The 16,792-nt window shown below is 59.6% G+C and carries 15 protein-coding genes; 9 read left to right on the top strand and 6 right to left on the bottom strand.

The window, feature by feature from the left end; all coding sequences use genetic code 11:
- Positions 1 to 78: 78 nt before the first annotated feature.
- The 3 genes from EU557_RS10140 to EU557_RS10150 form a co-directional block, all read right to left on the bottom strand.
- Complete coding sequence (locus tag EU557_RS10140) at positions 79 to 1,461, bottom strand: ethanolamine ammonia-lyase subunit EutB (protein WP_135530264.1); 1,383 nt, start codon at positions 1,459 to 1,461, stop codon at positions 79 to 81.
- Positions 1,462 to 1,486: 25 nt separating this feature from the next.
- Positions 1,487 to 2,821 carry an ethanolamine permease gene (gene eat / locus EU557_RS10145; RefSeq protein WP_135530265.1) on the bottom strand — a complete coding sequence of 445 codons (1,335 nt, stop codon included), beginning with the start codon at positions 2,819 to 2,821 and terminating at the stop codon, positions 1,487 to 1,489.
- 105 nt (positions 2,822 to 2,926) lie between these two features.
- Positions 2,927 to 3,643 carry an arylesterase gene (locus EU557_RS10150; protein WP_135530266.1) on the bottom strand — a complete coding sequence of 239 codons (717 nt, stop codon included), beginning with the start codon at positions 3,641 to 3,643 and terminating at the stop codon, positions 2,927 to 2,929.
- A gap of 200 nt (positions 3,644 to 3,843) precedes the next feature.
- Between EU557_RS10150 and EU557_RS10155 the strand changes: the two genes are divergently transcribed.
- The 4 genes from EU557_RS10155 to EU557_RS10170 all read left to right on the top strand — a co-directional run bounded on the left by EU557_RS10155 (position 3,844) and on the right by EU557_RS10170 (position 8,412).
- Entirely contained in the window at positions 3,844 to 4,548 is a 705-nt protein-coding gene (locus EU557_RS10155) for an ABC transporter ATP-binding protein (protein ID WP_135530267.1), read from the top strand.
- The gene (locus EU557_RS10160; RefSeq protein ID WP_245326224.1) at positions 4,545 to 7,151 is read left to right on the top strand and encodes an ABC transporter permease; all 2,607 of its coding nucleotides are present in this window, start codon (positions 4,545 to 4,547) and stop codon (positions 7,149 to 7,151) included. The genes EU557_RS10155 and EU557_RS10160 overlap by 4 nt, the downstream gene beginning before the upstream one ends.
- Positions 7,152 to 7,299: 148 nt before the next feature.
- The gene (locus EU557_RS10165; protein WP_135530268.1) at positions 7,300 to 7,626 is read left to right on the top strand and encodes a hypothetical protein; all 327 of its coding nucleotides are present in this window, start codon (positions 7,300 to 7,302) and stop codon (positions 7,624 to 7,626) included.
- Positions 7,627 to 7,731: 105 nt separating this feature from the next.
- Positions 7,732 to 8,412, top strand: coding sequence for a sce7726 family protein (locus EU557_RS10170; protein ID WP_135530270.1), 681 nt, complete (start codon positions 7,732 to 7,734; stop codon positions 8,410 to 8,412).
- A gap of 72 nt (positions 8,413 to 8,484) precedes the next feature.
- Here EU557_RS10170 and dinB read toward each other — a convergent pair whose 3' ends face one another.
- The gene (gene dinB / locus EU557_RS10175) at positions 8,485 to 9,528 is read right to left on the bottom strand and encodes a DNA polymerase IV (RefSeq protein ID WP_245326225.1); all 1,044 of its coding nucleotides are present in this window, start codon (positions 9,526 to 9,528) and stop codon (positions 8,485 to 8,487) included.
- A 278-nt stretch (positions 9,529 to 9,806) separates the two neighbouring features.
- Positions 9,807 to 10,142 (bottom strand): ASCH/PUA domain-containing protein, encoded by a 336-nt coding sequence (locus EU557_RS10180; RefSeq protein WP_135530273.1) that lies wholly within the window; start codon positions 10,140 to 10,142, stop codon positions 9,807 to 9,809.
- Between the two features lie 650 nt (positions 10,143 to 10,792).
- On the opposite strand from EU557_RS10180, the gene EU557_RS10185 reads away from it, so the two are divergent.
- The 4 genes from EU557_RS10185 to EU557_RS10200 are packed head-to-tail and all read left to right on the top strand — an operon-like array spanning position 10,793 to position 15,368.
- Positions 10,793 to 11,356, top strand: a complete 564-nt coding sequence (locus EU557_RS10185) for a biliverdin-producing heme oxygenase (RefSeq protein ID WP_135530275.1) — start codon at positions 10,793 to 10,795, stop codon at positions 11,354 to 11,356.
- Positions 11,338 to 13,656 (top strand): ATP-binding protein, encoded by a 2,319-nt coding sequence (locus EU557_RS10190; RefSeq protein WP_167855155.1) that lies wholly within the window; start codon positions 11,338 to 11,340, stop codon positions 13,654 to 13,656. The genes EU557_RS10185 and EU557_RS10190 overlap by 19 nt, the downstream gene beginning before the upstream one ends.
- Positions 13,657 to 14,103 carry a response regulator gene (locus EU557_RS10195; protein WP_135530278.1) on the top strand — a complete coding sequence of 149 codons (447 nt, stop codon included), beginning with the start codon at positions 13,657 to 13,659 and terminating at the stop codon, positions 14,101 to 14,103.
- 11 nt (positions 14,104 to 14,114) lie between these two features.
- Entirely contained in the window at positions 14,115 to 15,368 is a 1,254-nt protein-coding gene (locus EU557_RS10200) for an ATP-binding protein (protein ID WP_135530280.1), read from the top strand.
- Positions 15,369 to 15,394: 26 nt separating this feature from the next.
- On the opposite strand, the gene EU557_RS10205 is transcribed toward EU557_RS10200, so the two are convergent.
- Positions 15,395 to 16,315, bottom strand: coding sequence for a pirin family protein (locus EU557_RS10205; protein WP_135530282.1), 921 nt, complete (start codon positions 16,313 to 16,315; stop codon positions 15,395 to 15,397).
- Between the two features lie 224 nt (positions 16,316 to 16,539).
- Here EU557_RS10205 and EU557_RS25455 point away from each other — a divergent pair, with 224 nt between their 5' ends.
- Positions 16,540 to 16,701 carry a hypothetical protein gene (locus EU557_RS25455; protein ID WP_167855156.1) on the top strand — a complete coding sequence of 54 codons (162 nt, stop codon included), beginning with the start codon at positions 16,540 to 16,542 and terminating at the stop codon, positions 16,699 to 16,701.
- Positions 16,702 to 16,792 lie beyond the last annotated feature (91 nt).

A 16,792-nucleotide genomic window follows, 5' to 3' on the forward strand; every position in this document is an offset into this window, starting at 1 on the left:
GGCAGCGATTAGTTGAAAAAGTCTCACGCGCTCTTACGCAAACCGCGCTGCTAGAGATAAGCCCCGCTGATTAGTGGCCTAGCGCCCTCGGCTAGCTTCCAGCAACCGATGCTCTGCCGAGGCGGGCAGTTGCTGGCCCTTCTCATCAAAAATTCCTTGTTGCTGCAGCCACGCTTCAAACTCCGGGGCGGGGCGCAGGCCTAGCACGCGGCGCAGGTAGAGGGCATCGTGGAAGGAGGTCGACTGGTAGTTGAGCATGATGTCGTCGGCGCCGGGAATGCCCATGATGTAGTTGCAGCCTGCCACGCCCAGCAGCGTGAGCAGGGTGTCCATGTCGTCCTGGTCGGCTTCGGCGTGGTTGGTGTAGCACACGTCGACGCCCATGGGCAGGCCTAGGAGCTTACCGCAAAAGTGGTCTTCCAGCGCCGCCCTGATAATTTGTTTGCCATCATAGAGGTATTCGGGGCCAATGAAGCCCACGACGGTATTCACCAGCAGGGGTTTATAGTGCCGGGCCACGGCGTAGGCGCGGGCCTCGCAGGTTTGCTGATCGAGGCCGTGGTGGGCATTGGCCGATAAGGCGCTGCCCTGACCTGTTTCAAAGTACATCACATTCTGGCCCAGGGTGCCTCGGCCCAGGCTCAGGGTAGCTTCCCAGGCTTCCTGCAGCACGCTTAGGTTCACGCCAAAGCTGGCGTTGAGCGCCTCGGTGCCACCGATGGACTGAAACGTCAGGTCCACGGGGGCCTGCTGCCGGATCAGCTCCAGCGTAGTGGTGACGTGGCAAAGCACGCAGGTTTGAGTAGGTATCTGGTACTGCTCCCGCACGGCATCGAGCATTTCCAGTAGATTACGCACCACACCGGGGCTGTCGGTGGCGGGGTTGATGCCCAGCACCGCGTCGCCGCTGCCGTAGAGCAAGCCATCGACGAGGCTGGCCGCAATGCCGCGGGCGTCGTCGGTCGGGTGGTTGGGCTGGAGGCGAGTAGCCAGCCGCCCCCGCAGGCCCAGCGTGTTCCGGAACTTGGTTATCACCTCACACTTGCGGGCCACAGCAATCAGCTCCTGGTTGCGTAGCAGCTTGCTCACGGCCGCCACCATCTCCGGCGTCAGGCCGTAGGCCACCTGCTGCAGCTCCAACTGGCCTACGGTATCCGACAGCAGCCAGTCGCGCAGCTGGCTTACGGTGAAGTGGCTGATGGGCGCAAACGCCACGGCATCATGGGTATCGAAGATGAGGCGCGTAACCTCGTCCTGCTCATACGGAATCAAGGCTTCCTGCAGAAAGATTTTAAGTGGCACATCGGCTAGCGTGATTTGCGCGGCCACCCTCTCCTCATAGGTGCCCGCCGCCACCCCGGCCAGCTCGTCGCCGGAGCGTAGGGGCGTGGCTTTAGCCAGCAGTGTCTTCAGGTCGGGGAAGGCGTATACCTGGTTGCGGATGGTATGTTGGTAGGCCATTGGGTGCGCAGAGTAGCTTGTGGGTCTAATGAGTTTCAGCTTCTACCAGCGGTTCCTCTGCGGGCTGGGGCTGCTTGCCAAGCAGGCGGTACAGGCCTAGCGCCACCGCCAAGCCCGCGCAAAACAGCACCGTAAGCTGCCAGTTGTAGTACACAATAGCGCCCAAGCTAACGGCCGTGAGCAGGAGTGCTACGGCCGGAAAGTACGGATAGAACGGCGCCGTAAAAGGTCGCTCCAACTCGGGCTCCTTGCGGCGCAACACAAACAAGCTGACCAAGCTGATGCCGTACATCACCACCGCCCCTAGCACCGACAGCACAATCACCTGATCGGTGGTGCCCGTGAGCAAGGCTACGCAGCCTACTATGCCACCGCCCACCAGCGCCCAGTGCGGGGTTTGAAAGCGCGGATTTACCTGGGCCAGAAAACCAGGCAGATAACCGCTACGGGCCAGGGCAAAAATCTGCCGGGAGTACCCGATGATGGTGCCGTGGAAAGAGGCAACCAGCCCAAAAAGCCCGATACTGGCGAAGATGCGCGTCCAGGGGCTATTGCGCCCGAAGGCAATACCCAGCGCTTCGGGTAGGGGGTAGTCGATGCTGCTTAGCCGCTCCCAGTTGGTGACGCCTCCCGTCAAAATCATGACGCCCAGCGCCAGCAGAATAAGAGTAAGCAAGCCATAGATGTAGCCTTTCGGGATGGTGCGCTTAGGGTCTTCTACTTCTTCCGCTACCATGGCCACGCCCTCAATGGCCAGGTAAAACCAGATGGCAAACGGCAGCGCCGCGAAAACACCGCCCCACCCAAACGGCAGTGGCTTAGACAGAAAATTGGTCGCCTGAAAGTGAGGTGCTACCAGCCCCATGTACAGCAGCAGCTCCCCTACCGCCAGCAGCGTCACAACCAAAGAAAACGTGGCCGATTCCTTAATGCCCAGCAGGTTGATACCAATGAACACGCCGTAACACCCCAGGGCCGTGGGCAGCACCGGCACCGCCGGATGCAGGAAATGGGCGTAGCTGCCCAGCGCAAACGCAATGGCCGGGGGCGCAAATAAAAACTCAATCAGGGTGGCATAGCCGGCCACCACTCCGCCCAGCGGCCCCAGCGCCCGGTACGAATAGGCAAACGGCCCACCCGCCTGCGGAATGGCCGTAGTCAGCTCCGTAAAGCTGAAAATGAAGGTGATGTAGAGCACCGTGATGACCAACGTAGCCACCAAAAAGCCCACCGTGCCGGCCACAGCCCAGCCGTAGTTCCAGCCAAAGTATTCGCCCGAAATCACCAGCCCCACCGCAATAGCCCACAGGTGCAGGGGCTTCAAGACTTTCTTTAACTCAGGAGCGGGAGCGTTTGGCATGGCTTATACAGTCAGGAAAGCTTGATCCTGAATGTATTAAATAAACCCCAACAAGCTAAGCCATAGGTAAGCTAGAGACCAGGTACTGGCCTAGCCTTTCAACTTCTACTTCTGAGCAGTCACTGGCTGCTGTAGCATAGGCTGAAGCACGGCCCATACGTTGCGGGCTACCAGGCGGTGGCCGGCGGGCGTGGGGTGAATACCGTCGCGCTGGTTGAGCTTTCTCACGCCGCCTACGCCTTCCAGCAGGAAGGGAATCAGCTTGACCTGGTTTTTCTGGGCCAATTCGGCGTAGATCTTCTTGAACTGATTGGCGTAGTCGGGACCCATGTTAGGCGGGATTTGCATGCCGGCCAGCACAATCTGCGCCTGCGGGCTCCGGCGGCGCACGGTATCGATGATGGCTTGCAGGTTACGGCGTGTATCGGTGAGGGGCAGGCCGCGCAGGCCGTCGTTGCCGCCTAGTTCCAGCACAAACACGCTCACCGGCTGGCGCAGCACCCAGCCCACGCGGCTGCGGCCACCAGCAGTGGTTTCGCCGCTCAGGCCAGCGTTAACGATGGTGTAGGCCAGTCCGGCCGAGTCTAGCTTCTGCCCGATGAGGGCCGGGAAAGCCTCGTCGGGCTCTACCCCGTAGCCGGCCGTGATGCTGTTGCCAAAGAACAGAATAGTTTGCGGGGCGGCTTTACCAGGGGCCTTCGGTGTTTGCGTGGCCGTAGTGGCCGGAGCCTCGGCGGTTTGGGTGGCCGTCTGGGAATCGGAATTACAGCTGACCAGGGCGCACAGGAGTGCGCCGCTCAGCAAGGACAAAACAGTTCTCATGCAGGAAGTATTTGCGGGTAGTTGCCTAACGAAAGAAAGTATGCGTAAGGTTAATCCGTCTGCTAATAAGTAATTGATTACTGATTGTTCGTTGTTGATTGATACTTGTTGATTGCCGACATCCTCTGAGTTGTATCAAACCACATGAAGTTTTCTACTTGACAATCAATAACCAGCAATCAACAACCAACCCATTCTTCGTGCTTAAAGTCGAAAACCTCACTAAGTCCTATTCCAGCGGCGGCCGGGCCCTGACCGTGCTGGAATCCGTCAGCTTTGAGCTGGCCGCCGGCGACACCTTTTCCATCGTCGGGCCGTCGGGCAGCGGCAAAACCACCTTGCTAGGCCTGTGCGCAGGCCTCGACCGCGCCACGTCGGGCAGCGTGTGGCTCAATGGGGTGCAACTGGATGCGCTGACCGAAGACCAGCGCGCCGCCGTCCGCAATCAGTACGTAGGCTTCATCTTCCAGAACTTCCAGCTGCTGCCCACCCTCACGGCCCTCGAAAACGTGCAGGTGCCCCTGGAGCTGCGCGGCGAAAAAGGCTCGGCCCGCGCCGCGCAGGAGCTGCTGGCCCGCGTAGGCCTGGCGGGGCGCGGCCATCACTACCCTACTCAGCTCTCGGGCGGGGAGCAGCAGCGCATCTCGCTGGCCCGGGCCTTTGCCAATAGGCCTACCATTTTGTTTGCCGATGAGCCCACGGGTAACCTCGACGCCGAAACTAGCGCCACGGTGGTAGACCTGCTGTTTGAGCTCAACCGCGAGGCCGGCACCACGCTCGTGCTCGTAACCCACGACCTGGAGCTGGCCGCTAAAACCCAGCGCGTGGTCCGGATTAAGGGCGGCTCCATGATTTCTGATTCCGGGGCCCCCGTTTCTTCTCCTGCCTCTTCCGCTACGCTATGAGCCAGCTACCCTCCGCTAGGCCAGGGGCCGGCTGGCTGTGGCGCATGGCGTGGCGCGACAGCCGCCGCAGCCGCAGCCGCTTGCTGCTATTTATCTCGGCCATTGTGCTCGGCATTGCGGCCCTGGTGGGCATCAACGGCTTCGGGGATAACCTAGCCCGCACCATTGATGAGCAGGCCCAGGAACTGCTGGGCGCCGACCTAGTGCTGTCGGCCAGCCAGCCCTTTAAACCAGAATTTCAGCCCGTTATTGGGCCCGCCATTGTGGAGGGAGCCGCTGAGGCTGCCTTTCCCTCACTGGTACAGTTTCCGAAAGGAAATGGCGTGCGGTTGGCGCAGGTTCGAGCCCTTCAGGGCAAATTCCCCTATTATGGCGAGTGGTTGACTGAGCCCACGTCGGCAGCGCAGGAGTTCCAGCAGGCCTCGCTTACTAACCTGCCGATTGCCTTGGTTGATGATGCGCTCCTCGTGCAGTTTGCGGCCCGCGTCGGCGACTCCATTCGGGTGGGACGAGTGGTATTCCGGATTGCGGGCCGGGTGCGCAAAACCCCGGGGCAGTCGGAGTTCAATGCCTCGGTGGCGCCCACCGTCTTCATCCCCGGCGACTACCAGCTTACCACGACGGGCCAAGCTGATACTACCTCTCTGCTCGCCCGCACGGAGCTTATCAAGCCCGGCAGCCGAGTGCAGTATCGCATCTACTATAAAATGCAGCCAGGCATTCCGCCGGAGCGCCTGAGTGACCCGTTGGTAGATATTCCCAGTCAAGAAAACATTCGGGCCGAAACAGTGGCGAGCCGTAAGCAGCAAACCGGCCGCGCCTTTTCCGACCTTACCCGCTTCCTGAACCTGGTGGCCTTTGTAGCGCTGCTGCTGGGCTGCGTGGGCGTGGCCAGTGCCGTGAGCCTATACGTGCGCGAGAAGGTGGCCTCGGTGGCGGTGCTGCGGTGCCTAGGGGCTAGCGGCCGGCAAGCCTTGCTCATCTACCTGCTACAAACTGCCCTTATGGGGTTGGTGGGGGCCATAGTGGGGGCGGCGCTGGGGACGGCTATTCAGCTGCTGTTGCCGCGGCTGTTTGCCGGATTCCTGCCGGTGGCCGTGAGCACTACTATCTCCTGGAGCGCGGTAGGCCAGGGCGTGCTAACGGGCCTGCTAGTGGCGGTGCTGTTTGCCCTGCTGCCCTTGCTGAGCATCCGGCGAGTGTCGCCGCTGCGCACGTTGCGCGCCTCCTACGAGGAAGACGCCTCCCGCCCCGACCCGCTGCGCTTTGCGGTGTTTGGGCTGATTTTGCTGTTCATCCTGGGCTTTGCCTACCTGCAAACCCGCGACGTGAAGCTGGCCCTGGGCTTTGCGGGTGGCCTAGTGGTAGCTTTTGGCGTGCTGGCCGGCGTAGGCCAGGGGTTGCGGCTGCTGGTGCGGCGCTTCTTCCCTGTGTCGTGGAGCTACGTGTGGCGCCAGGGCCTGGCTAATCTGTACCGGCCCAACAACCAGACCCTCCTGCTCACGGTGTCCATCGGGCTGGGGGTGTTTTTGTTGGCGACGCTCTACCTGTTGCAGGGGCTGCTGCTGAGCCGGGTGCAGCTTTCGGCTAGTGGCAAGCAGCCCAACCTGGTGCTGTTTGATATTCAGACCGAGCAGAAAGCCGGCGTAGGCCAGTTGCTGCAGCGGCGCGGCCTACCCATCATGCAGGAAGTACCTATCGTGACGATGCGCCTGACCTCCATCAACGGCCGCACCATCTCCCAAATGAAGAAGGATACGGCCACCGGCCCTTCCACTCGCATGCTCACCCGGGAGTACCGCGTCACGTACCGCGACACGCTCAATCCTGGCTCCGAGAAGCTGGCGGCCGGCCAAACGCCGAAGCTTGGGGCTGATGGCATCCCGCGCATTTCTATGGATGAAGATTTTGCCAGCCGCCTCAAGGTGAAGCTCAACGACACTCTCGTGTTTAACGTGCAGGGCGCTCCTCTCACTACCATTCTGGGTGGCACGCGCACCATTGATTGGAGCCGCGTGCAAACCAACTTCCTGGTGGTGTTTCCGAAAGGCGTGCTTGAGCAGGCCCCGCAGTTTCATGTGCTGCTCACCCGCGTGCCCAACAACCAAACTCTGGGGGCCGTGCAGCGAGACCTGGTGGCCGGCTTCCCCAACGTCTCCGCCATCGACCTGGGCCTGATTTTGCAAACTCTTGATGACATCCTGAGCAAAATCTCTTTCGTGATTCGCTTCATGGCCCTGTTTAGCATTGCTACGGGCGTGGTGGTGCTCATCAGCTCGGTGGTCATCAGCCGTTACCAGCGCGTGCAGGAGAGCGTGCTGCTGCGCACGTTGGGCGCCAGCCGCCGCCAGATTCTGCGCATTACGCTGGTGGAGTATGCGCTGCTAGGCCTGTTGGCGGCAGTAGCCGGCCTGCTGCTGGCTGTGGTGGCCGCGTGGGCGCTGGCAACCTGGGTATTTGAAGTAGCCTTTGTGCCGCAGCTTCTGCCCCTGCTGCTATTAGCGTCCCTCACTACGGCGCTTACCGTGCTTATTGGCCTGCTAAATAGCCGCGATGTACTGACACGACCACCCCTTGAAATTCTGCGCGGAGAAGCTGGATAGGCAGTTTTTCTAGGTTATTTCATAATTTTCTAAATTATTTTATACCTCCTAGGCAACATTACCCGCCATGGCCCGTTAAAGGCTAGCCGAAGCACAACAGGCAACTGGTGTTTCTTCGACTATGTTTCATGCCCTAATTTCTTTCCCCATGAAAAAAGTAATTGCTGTTGCCGCTTTCCTCGTAGCTGGTGTTGCTACCGCTAACGCCCAGACGAGCACCACGACTACCACCCAGTCGCAAACTACCACCCCTACCCAGGGCACGGTAATCCAAACGGCTCCCGCTACCACGGAAACCACCAAGTCGACCACCACGACTACCACGACTGACCCTGCTATGTCGGGCACCACTTCGGGTACCACCATCGGAACGCAGTCGGGCACGGGCGTAACGCAAGGCACTGCCACTGGCAAGGCTGACGTAAAAGCCAAAGACAAGAAGCGTAAGTCGAAAGTTAAGGCTGACCCTCAATAAGCTAGCTACGGCGCCTCGCGCCTACCTGCTCAAACCTAGAAAGCCCGACCGCCTGTATGTGCGGTCGGGCTTTCTGTTTTAACTTGCTTACCGAAGGTATGCCCTATGCCTTCGGCACCTTCCCCGCCCTGGCCTAGGCCTCTCATGAACGACCCCGAAATCCGTGCCCTGCTCTATCCGCTGCTCACCGAGGGCGTGTATGTTGATGAGTTGCCCACCGGCACTACCCGCGCCGATGTGGTACACATCACGCCCGCCTTCATGCACGGGTATGAAGTGAAAGGCGATGGCGATACCCTGCAGCGCGTGGCCAACCAGCTCCGCTGCTACGGCGAGGTATATGACTTCGTGACGTTCATCGTCACCGAAAAGCACGTCCTGAAGCTGCTGCCACTGCTGCCAGAATGGGTGGGCGTGCTGGTAGCCACCCCGGGCCAGGAGCTGCGGGTGCACCGGGCGGCTTCCTACAATGCTACCGTAGAGCGTGCCCCACTAGCCGGACTGCTGTTGCTGGAGGAGGTGAAGCAGTACTTGCTGGCGCTAGGCCTCTCAGGTGTGAGCACCCTGCGCCGCCGCGAGGTAATGACCTTCCTGCGCACTACCCACCTGGTGCCCCTCTCCGGCCTAGCCCACTACGTGCGGGAGCGGCTGATAGCCCGCCTCCCCGAGCGCCTGCTCCACCGCGCCGAGCGCAAAGCCGAGCGGCAGCGCATCGGAAACAGGCGCCGCCGCAAGCCAACACATAAGGCCAAGACCACAAAGCGCAAAAAGCAGGCAGCCGCCTAGCTGTCATTCCTCCCTGTGGTTGGAATCGCAGTGCTGGAGTGGCCTAGCGAGACCCTACCTCCGGCTCACACTCTACAGCGGCAGCAGCAATTGACGGCCGGGCGTGTCCTCGCTTGTAGTATCCAGGTTAGATAGCGAGGCCCCTAGCAGCCGGATGCCTCTGGGCAGCGGCCACAGTGAGTTTAGCACCTCCCGCCCCACTTGCTCCAGCGCGGCTTGGCTGGTGAAGGGCGCGGGGCAAGTACGGCTGCGCGTGAGCAGCTGAAAGTCGTTGTACTTCACCTTTACCGTGAGCGTGCGGCCCAAAATGCCCGTTCGCTCACAGTAGCTCCACACCGACTCCAGAGCCGGCTGTAGGCCACTCACCAGCTCCTCCTGAGTGGTCAGGTCCTCCTCAAAGGTTGTTTCGGAGCCCACCGATTTGCGCACCCGATCGGCTACTACGGGCCGGTTATCACGGGCGCGGGCAATGGCGTAGTAGTAGGAGCCGGCCTTGCCGAAGTTCTGGCGCAGAAACGTTTCGGTCTGCTGGCGCAAATCCCAGCCGGTGAAGATGCCCAGCTGGTTCATGCGCGCCGCCGTTACGTGCCCAATGCCATGAAACTGGCCTACCGTAAGGGCTTCCACAAAGGCCAGCCCTTGCGCGGGCTTGATCACAAACTGCCCGTTGGGCTTGCGGTAATCGGAGGCTAGCTTGGCCAGAAACTTATTGTACGAGATACCCGCCGAGGCTGTAAGCTGCGTCTTCTCCAGAATTTTGGCCCTGATTTCCTGGGCCACCTGCGTAGCCGAAGCAATTTGCTTCAGGTTATGCGTGACATCGAGGTAAGCCTCATCCAATGATACGGGCTCAATCAGCGGCGTGTATTCCGCGAAAATCTCCCGAATCTGCAACGACACCTCCTTGTATACATCGAACCGGGGCTTCACAAAAATCAGCTCCGGGCACTTACGCTTGGCCACGGAGGAGGCCATGGCCGAGCGCACGCCAAACTGCCGGGCCTCATAGCTGGCGGCGGCCACCACGCCGCGCTGCCGCGAGCCGCCCACAGCCACGGGCCGGCCGCGCAAGGCGGGGTTGTCGCGCTGCTCCACGGAGGCGTAGAACGCATCCATGTCCAGATGGATGATTTTCCGGCTTTCTTCCTGCTCCACTAACTTGGCACCTAACTATCCACGAAGATACAACCCAGCCGCTAGCCCTGGGTAGTGGCCTAGCGCCAGAATCAGCCCCCTCTGCCGCCAGGAACAGCCGGCTACTTACCAGCCTAAAAAATCAGAAAGCCGGCCCTGAGCTCACGGGGGTGAGGTCGGGTCGGCTTTTGCTATGCCAACGATTGCGGTAGGTGCGCTAGGCCACTGCCGGGCACCGGAGTGGCAGCGCGGCTAGTGGCCTACCAGAGCTTTGTGTCGTGAATACCGGCGGGCAGAGGAGGCCGCTCACTCAGGCCAAGCACACACCAGCCGGCTTCTAAGCCAAAGGAGCCGCCGTGCATGATGTAGCTAACCCAGCGTGTGATGCTGCGGCCACTATACTGCTCACTTTCCGGCTCATACTCGCGTAGCACTAGCGCGTCGCCCACGCGGAAGTCCCGGTCGTTTTCGCGTACGTCAAAGGGTTTGGTACCGGCTTCCACCGCCGAGAAGCAAGCGGGCCAGATTTTCAGTTCGTGCGCTTGCGCATGGGCATGTCCGGCCGCGGGGCCGAAGGTTGTTATGATAGGTTGCATGGAAATTCGCTATTAAGAAAGCCTGTACCCCAACTGCGTGCGTTGGGAGCGTACAGAAACTGCTTTACAATTGATCAGTAGGCAAACGGCAGCAGAGCCATCTATTGCAAGACAACTCTTTAGACTAGTGAGGAGCTTGAAAGAGCCCAATAACTCAATTTTCATTGAGAAAAACGCCATTCCCTTCTCACAAGCTCGTCTTTACTTAGGTGCCCGAATACGGGCCGTGGCTCAGTAGCCACTTTCAACTCAACCGCACAAAAAACGAGCCGCCTCAAAATTGCTGCAGAGTCTATAACCATACTCATGAGGGTTTGGTGCCCTTGACATGCAGGTTGCCGGTATTCTACCAGCTTTTTTGCAAACGGCTCATCCTCACAGAGGTTACTGTAGCGCCGCATGCTGCAGGCACCTTAGCCCATTGGCGGCCATTATTGCAGTGGGCCAGGCTGTGGTTCAGGTGTTTTTCCCGGCGTTAGGGCCGCGTATTTCAGTTATTCGGTAAACGCCCGTCTTCAGCCCTATGAACACGCCCCTGACTGTGTTAAAGGCTTATTTATAGACTTACTTATCGCCTTTAACCCCTCTTTTTGCCAAGGTCTTATTTGCTGCATACCTTATCTTTGTAGAATATAGCTGCCCTGTTTTCTATGTCGTTTGCTTCTGAAAGCCCTGTTATTCTCCAACGCTTGCGTACGGAGACCCGACCGTACCACGACGCGCTGGAGCAAAACGAGTTTAACCAAGCACTAAACGCCGGCCAAGTATCGGCAGCAGCAACGCAGTGGTTTCTGGCCAAGCTCTACGGTTTTCTGAAACCCTATGAGGCACAGCTAGATCAGCACCAGTTCTCGCCGGCCTGGGAGATAGAGCAGCGCCACCGGGCCCACCTGATTTTGGCGGATATGCCCCCCGATGCGTCCCTACCCCTGTGCCCCGACATGCCCCCGCTCACTACCTGGCCTCAGCTGCTTGGGGCTCTCTACGTGATGGAAGGCTCCACCTTGGGCGGGCAAGTAATTAACCGGCAACTGGCGAAAGCCGGCATTGAGTCCCGCACCTACTTTTCGGGGTACGGGGAGCGTACCGGGCCCATGTGGAAACGCTTCTGCCAGCTTCTCACGGAGGAGGCCACCGATGCCAACCAAGCCGAAATTGTGGATTCGGCGAGTCTCACGTTTCAAAAACTACACGCGTGGATCAATCAGCCGTAATCTATTCTGATGAGAGCCTGATCAATGCTCCCATTACCCTTACCAACTGCGACCGGGAGCCCATTCATATTCCGGGCTCCGTGCAGCCTTACGGCTTTTTGCTGTGCCTCGACCCCGACACCAAGCGGGTGGTGCACGCCAGCGAAAACACCCAGGCCCTCATTGGCCTTTCGGCGCAGGAACTCATTGGGACTGGCCTAGAGCAACTCCTGAGCCCGGCTACGCTGGCCGAGCTGGCTCCGCTGTGGCCTACTCTCACCGAGGCGGCCAAACTACTGGGCATTCGCCTGGAGCAGGTGGAGGGGCAACCGTTCTATAAGCTCATTCTGCACCGCTACGACCAACTCTTGTGGCTGGAGTTTGAGCCCGTGGAGGAAACCGGCGCCAGCGTGCTGGACCTGCCCTCCCTGAACGTGGCCCTAGGCCAGATGCTGGGCGCCACTTCCGTGCTGGAGTTCTGCCAGCACGCCGTGGAGCAGATCCGCGACATCACCGGCTTCGACCGCGTGGTGATGTACCGTTTTGCCGAGGATGCCAGCGGCGAAGTAGTGGCCGAAGCCAAGCGCGAGGACCTGGAGCCTTTCCTGGGCCTGCACTACCCCGCCACCGACATTCCGCAGCAGGCCCGCGCCATGTACCTCAAAAACTGGCTGCGCTTTATTCCGGATGTGGCCTACGTGCCCGCCCGCCTGCACCCGGTAATGCACCCCACGGCCCCCAGGCCCCCCGACATGACCCACGCGGTGCTCCGTAGCGTGTCGCCGATTCACCTGGAGTACCTGCGCAACATGGGCGTGGCCGCCACCATGACCATCTCCATCATCCAGGATGGCGTGCTCTGGGGCATGATTACCTGCCACCACCTCACGCCGCGCCTGGTAAGCTACGAGCTGCGTGAGCTATGCCTGTTCATCGGCAAAACGTTTTCGGCCCTGTTGCGCAGCAAGCAGCAGCACGACGACTACGCTTACCAGCTGCACATTCGGGAAACGCAGGCTCGCCTGTTTGAGCTAATAGGGCGCCACGAGAACTTCATGGAGGGCCTGTACGCTCGCAAGCCCACGGTGCAGGATGTAATTGCCTGCGGTGGAGCAGCTATTTGCTTTGAGGGCCAGATTATTACGCTGGGCGCCACTCCTAGTCAGCCACAAATTCAGGAGCTGTTAGAATGGCTGGGGCAGAACCTGCCCCAGGAAGACGTGTTTTACACCGATTCTTACGCCCGGCACAATCCGGCCGGAGTATCAATACGGGGCGCGGCAAGTGGCCTACTGGCCATTTCCCTCTCGCAGAAGCCCGGCGACTATATCATCTGGTTCCGACCCGAGCAGATTCAGACGGTTACCTGGGCCGGCAAAACGCAGAAAGCCGAGGTAATGCAGGACGGCCAACTGCACCTCTCGCCCCGGCAGTCGTTTGAGGCCTGGAGCCAAACCGTCGACAACACGTCGGCGCCGTGGCGGCCCATTGAAATTGAAGCCGCTCAGGAAATTCGGCTCCACCTTTCAGATGTTCGCCTGAAGATTTTCAATGAGCTGCAGGCCCGGGCCGCCAGCCTGAGCCGCCTCAACAGCGAGCTGGAGCGTAGCAACGATGAGCTGGACTCCTTCGCGTACGTGGCCTCCCACGACCTGAAGGAGCCCCTGCGCGGAATTCATAATTACTCCATCTTCCTGCTCGAAGATTACGCCGCCCAACTGGATGCAGAGGGCGTAAATAAGCTCCAAACCCTGGTGCGCCTCAGCCAGCGAATGGAAGCGCTTATTGAGTCGCTGCTGCAACTTTCCCGCGTGGGCCGTCAGGAGCTGACCCTAGTGGAAACGAACGTGCAGGAAGTAGTAGAAGACGTACTGGATATGCTGCAGCCGCGGTTTGAGCAAACCGGTACCACCGTCTCTATCGCCAGCCAGTTGCCCACTATCCGGTGCGACCAAGTGCGAATTCGGGAGGTGTTCAACAACCTGCTCACCAACGCCATGCGCTATAGCGATGCCTCGCACCGCACCGTGCAGGTAGGCCTAGCCCCCGCGGAAACGCGCGGACCACGCGGTACTGGAACTCCTGAGGACTTTTATGTTTTCTATGTGCGTGACAATGGCATTGGAATTGATCCTAAGCACCACGAGAACATCTTCAAGATTTTCAAGCGCCTTCATACCCAGGAAAAGTATGGGGGCGGTACTGGAGCTGGCTTAGCAATCGCCAAGAAAATGGTGGAAAAGCACCACGGCGAAATCTGGGTCGAGTCCGTACTAGGTCAGGGCGCAACGTTTTATTTTTCTCTCTCAAAACACCTGTAAGTGTCAGCCTTATCCCTCAAGCCCATTTTGGTGGTGGAAGACAGCGTGGAAGACTTCACGGCCCTTGGCCGAGCCTTCCGTAAGCACGCGCTGCCCAACCCCGTGCTACGTTGCGAAGACGGCGACCAAGCCCTGGAATACCTACAGGGCTACGGTAAACTCCCCGGCTGGCCTCAGCAACTACCGGCCTTCGTGCTGCTCGACCTAAACATGCCCGGCACCGATGGCCGTGCCGTGCTGGCCGTGCTCAAGCAAGACCCTCAGCTGCAGTCTATTCCGGTTATCATTTTTAGCACTTCTACCAATGTCCGCGACATTGAGGACTGCTACCGCTTGGGGGCCAACAGCTACCTCACTAAGCCCATTGACTACGCTGTGCTGGAGGAAAAAACCCGACTGTTGGTGAGCTACTGGCTCAATACCTCGGAGTTACCCTTGTTGAGTTAGGATTGCCCGGCGTGAAGAAGATTTTACTTATCGACGATAATGAGCAGGATCGCATGCTCTATAAGCGGTTCCTGGGCAAGCAAGTCGGTCACGAACGGTTTGAGATTCACGAGGCTTCCTCAGGGGCAGAGGGCATCCGGCAGTTTCGGAACCTGCGGCCTGATTGCGTGCTGCTAGACCATAATCTGCTAGATACCGATGGCCTGACGCTGCTCGGCGACCTGCAGGAGCTCACGCCCCCCGACACCCTGTGCGTGGTAATGATTACGGGCGGCGGCAGCGAGGCACTGGCCGTGCGTGCGCTTAATACCGGCGCACTAGACTACCTGGTGAAGCAGCACTTCGACCCCGAGCTGCTGTACAAAACCGTGACGCACGCCATCGAGAAAAACGAGTGGCGGCAGTATATCACGCGCTATCATCAGCAGCTGCAAACCGTTAACCAGCAGCTGCGCGACTCGCTGGAGGAGCTTACCGAAACCCGCCAGCAGATTCAGCAGGCTAATATTCAGCTAACGGCAGCCAACGAAGAGGTGCGCGCCCGCAACCAGGAACTGCGGGCGGCCAACGAGCAACTGGCCCGCACGAATGCCGACCTGGATAACTTTGTGTACGCCGCCTCGCACGACCTGCGCCAGCCCGTACACAACCTGCATGGCCTGTTCGAGGAGCTGCGGCGCTCCGCCACTTTCCACGACCCGGAGGCCAGCCAGATGCTGCGGCTCATGGAAGATTCGTTCAGCGACCTATCCACCACCATTACCGATTTGGCCGCGGTAGTGCAGGTTGCGCGCCCGCCGGGTGAACAAATCACTGAGCGCGTACCGCTCGCCGACCTTACGGCCGATATTCTGCAGACGCTCCGCCCGCAGCTGCAGGATGCTAAGGCCGATATTAAAACGGATTTCGCCGCCCTGCCCGAAGTGGAGTTTGTGCGCAGCAGCTTGCGCACAGTGCTGCTTAATCTGGTAGCCAATGCTGTAAAGTACCGCCATCCTGCTCGTCCTGCCTTAGTGCAGCTGCGGAGCCGCCATACCACTTCTCACGCAGTGCTGGAGGTGCAGGATAATGGCCTAGGCCTCGACCTGGACCGGCACGGGGCCGAGCTGTTTCAGCTCTTTCGTCGCTTTCACCCCAATGCCGGCGAGGGCACGGGCGTAGGCCTGTTCCTGGTTAACCGCTTAGTACAGGCTGAGGGTGGCCGCGTAGAAGTAGAGAGCGTGCCCGAGCAGGGCACCACATTCCGGGTATTTCTGCCCAACTAACTGCCGTAGGCCACCACTACCCCAGGTTACGACAATGCCTGGGGTGGTGGGGAGCCTGAGCCCGCCGGCCGCGTCCGGTCTTGGGGCAGGGGCACAAACTCGTGGTTATCAGTAGGGGGCAGCACAATGCGGCCCGCCTGCCAGTCGGCCTTGGCCTGCTCAATTCGCTCCCGACGCGACGACACGAAGTTCCACCAGATAAACCGCTCTCCCAGTGGTTCGCCGCCCAGCAGCATAAGCGTAGTCGGCTCTACCGCCACCAATACGGGGTCGATGCCAGGCGTAAACACTAGCAACTGGCCTACTCCGTAGGTACGCCCGTTTACTTCTACGCTCCCTTTGGCTACGTAGGCACCGCGCTCAGGGTAGCCCCGCGGCAGGCCAAAGCGGGACCCTGCTTGCAACACCACGTGCAGGTAAAACAGGGGCGAGTGGGTTTTAACGCCGTTACGCAGTCCAAACGCATCACCTGCAATCAGGCGCATCCACACACCTGAATCAGTGAAGATGGGCAGCTCGTGGGGCTGGTAGTTAGTGAAGGAGGGGGCACTTTCTTCATCGGCCTCGGGCAGCGCCACCCAGGTTTGCAGCATCTCCAGGGCCCCACCAGCCAGCGCCGCCGGGTCCTCGAACCGCTCAGAGTGGGCAATACCACTACCAGCCGTCATCCAGTTCACTTCGCCCGGCCGAATAATCTGCTCCACGCCCAAGCTGTCGCGGTGGGTTACTTGGCCCCCAAACAGGTAACTTACCGTGGAGAGGCCAATGTGGGGGTGCGGCAGCACATCCAAGGCAGGTATCAGTTCCGGCGTAACTTGCACGGGTCCCGCGTGGTCCATGAAAATAAAAGGCCCCAGCATGGGCCGCAGCCGGTAGGGCAAAATACGCTTCACGCCAAAGCCATTGCCCAAATCCGCGGGGCGGGCGTCGATAACCAGGTCCAGCATACGTAAAAGACGGGAGGTAATGGCGCCAAAATACAGAATACCATGTTATCTACTTAGTTGCTTTGCTCCAAGTGCCTTGATTGCCTACCTCTGCCTAGTACTAGTATTACACGAGTGCTACTATCGAGTTGACTGCCACCTCTCGTGGCATTATTCGTATGGCTGTATTGATGACCTTTATGGTTCCTAAGCTTTGGTGCTCGTAAGTGGCCACCTCGTCTTCTATGTCCTCTTCTCCTCCTGCTTCGCCCTCCCACGAGTTGCCTCATTGGTTACCTGCTGATGAAATGCTGCACAGTGTGCTCGACGTTTCCCTCAACGGGCTCATCTTCAGCCAGCCAGTGTATGATCAGGGCGTACGCATCAAAACTAAGACGCTGTCTTGAGGGCTGACCTTTGTCTTGTTAGACATCGTTAAGCACTTCATGCTCAGCCAACTCCTTGTCTCATTCGCTACGCTACCGGACCCACGTTGTC

Origin of the sequence: Hymenobacter wooponensis, assembly GCF_004745865.1 — a bacterium.
In the GTDB taxonomy this organism is placed as follows: Bacteria; Bacteroidota; Bacteroidia; order Cytophagales; family Hymenobacteraceae; genus Hymenobacter; species Hymenobacter wooponensis.

What these genes read in the sequence shown, in the direction of transcription:
- EU557_RS10140 (WP_135530264.1), bottom strand. Translation starts at nt 1,461, where the DNA reads ATGGCCTACCAACATACCATCCGCAACCAGGTATACGCCTTCCCCGAC.
- eat (WP_135530265.1), bottom strand. Translation starts at nt 2,821, where the DNA reads ATGCCAAACGCTCCCGCTCCTGAGTTAAAGAAAGTCTTGAAGCCCCTG.
- EU557_RS10150 (WP_135530266.1), bottom strand. Translation starts at nt 3,643, where the DNA reads ATGAGAACTGTTTTGTCCTTGCTGAGCGGCGCACTCCTGTGCGCCCTG.
- EU557_RS10160 (WP_245326224.1), top strand. Translation starts at nt 4,545, where the DNA reads ATGAGCCAGCTACCCTCCGCTAGGCCAGGGGCCGGCTGGCTGTGGCGC.
- EU557_RS10165 (WP_135530268.1), top strand. Translation starts at nt 7,300, where the DNA reads ATGAAAAAAGTAATTGCTGTTGCCGCTTTCCTCGTAGCTGGTGTTGCT.
- EU557_RS10170 (WP_135530270.1), top strand. Translation starts at nt 7,732, where the DNA reads ATGCCTTCGGCACCTTCCCCGCCCTGGCCTAGGCCTCTCATGAACGAC.
- dinB (WP_245326225.1), bottom strand. Translation starts at nt 9,528, where the DNA reads ATGGATGCGTTCTACGCCTCCGTGGAGCAGCGCGACAACCCCGCCTTG.
- EU557_RS10180 (WP_135530273.1), bottom strand. Translation starts at nt 10,142, where the DNA reads ATGCAACCTATCATAACAACCTTCGGCCCCGCGGCCGGACATGCCCAT.
- EU557_RS10185 (WP_135530275.1), top strand. Translation starts at nt 10,793, where the DNA reads ATGTCGTTTGCTTCTGAAAGCCCTGTTATTCTCCAACGCTTGCGTACG.
- EU557_RS10205 (WP_135530282.1), bottom strand. Translation starts at nt 16,315, where the DNA reads ATGCTGGACCTGGTTATCGACGCCCGCCCCGCGGATTTGGGCAATGGC.
- EU557_RS25455 (WP_167855156.1), top strand. Translation starts at nt 16,540, where the DNA reads ATGTCCTCTTCTCCTCCTGCTTCGCCCTCCCACGAGTTGCCTCATTGG.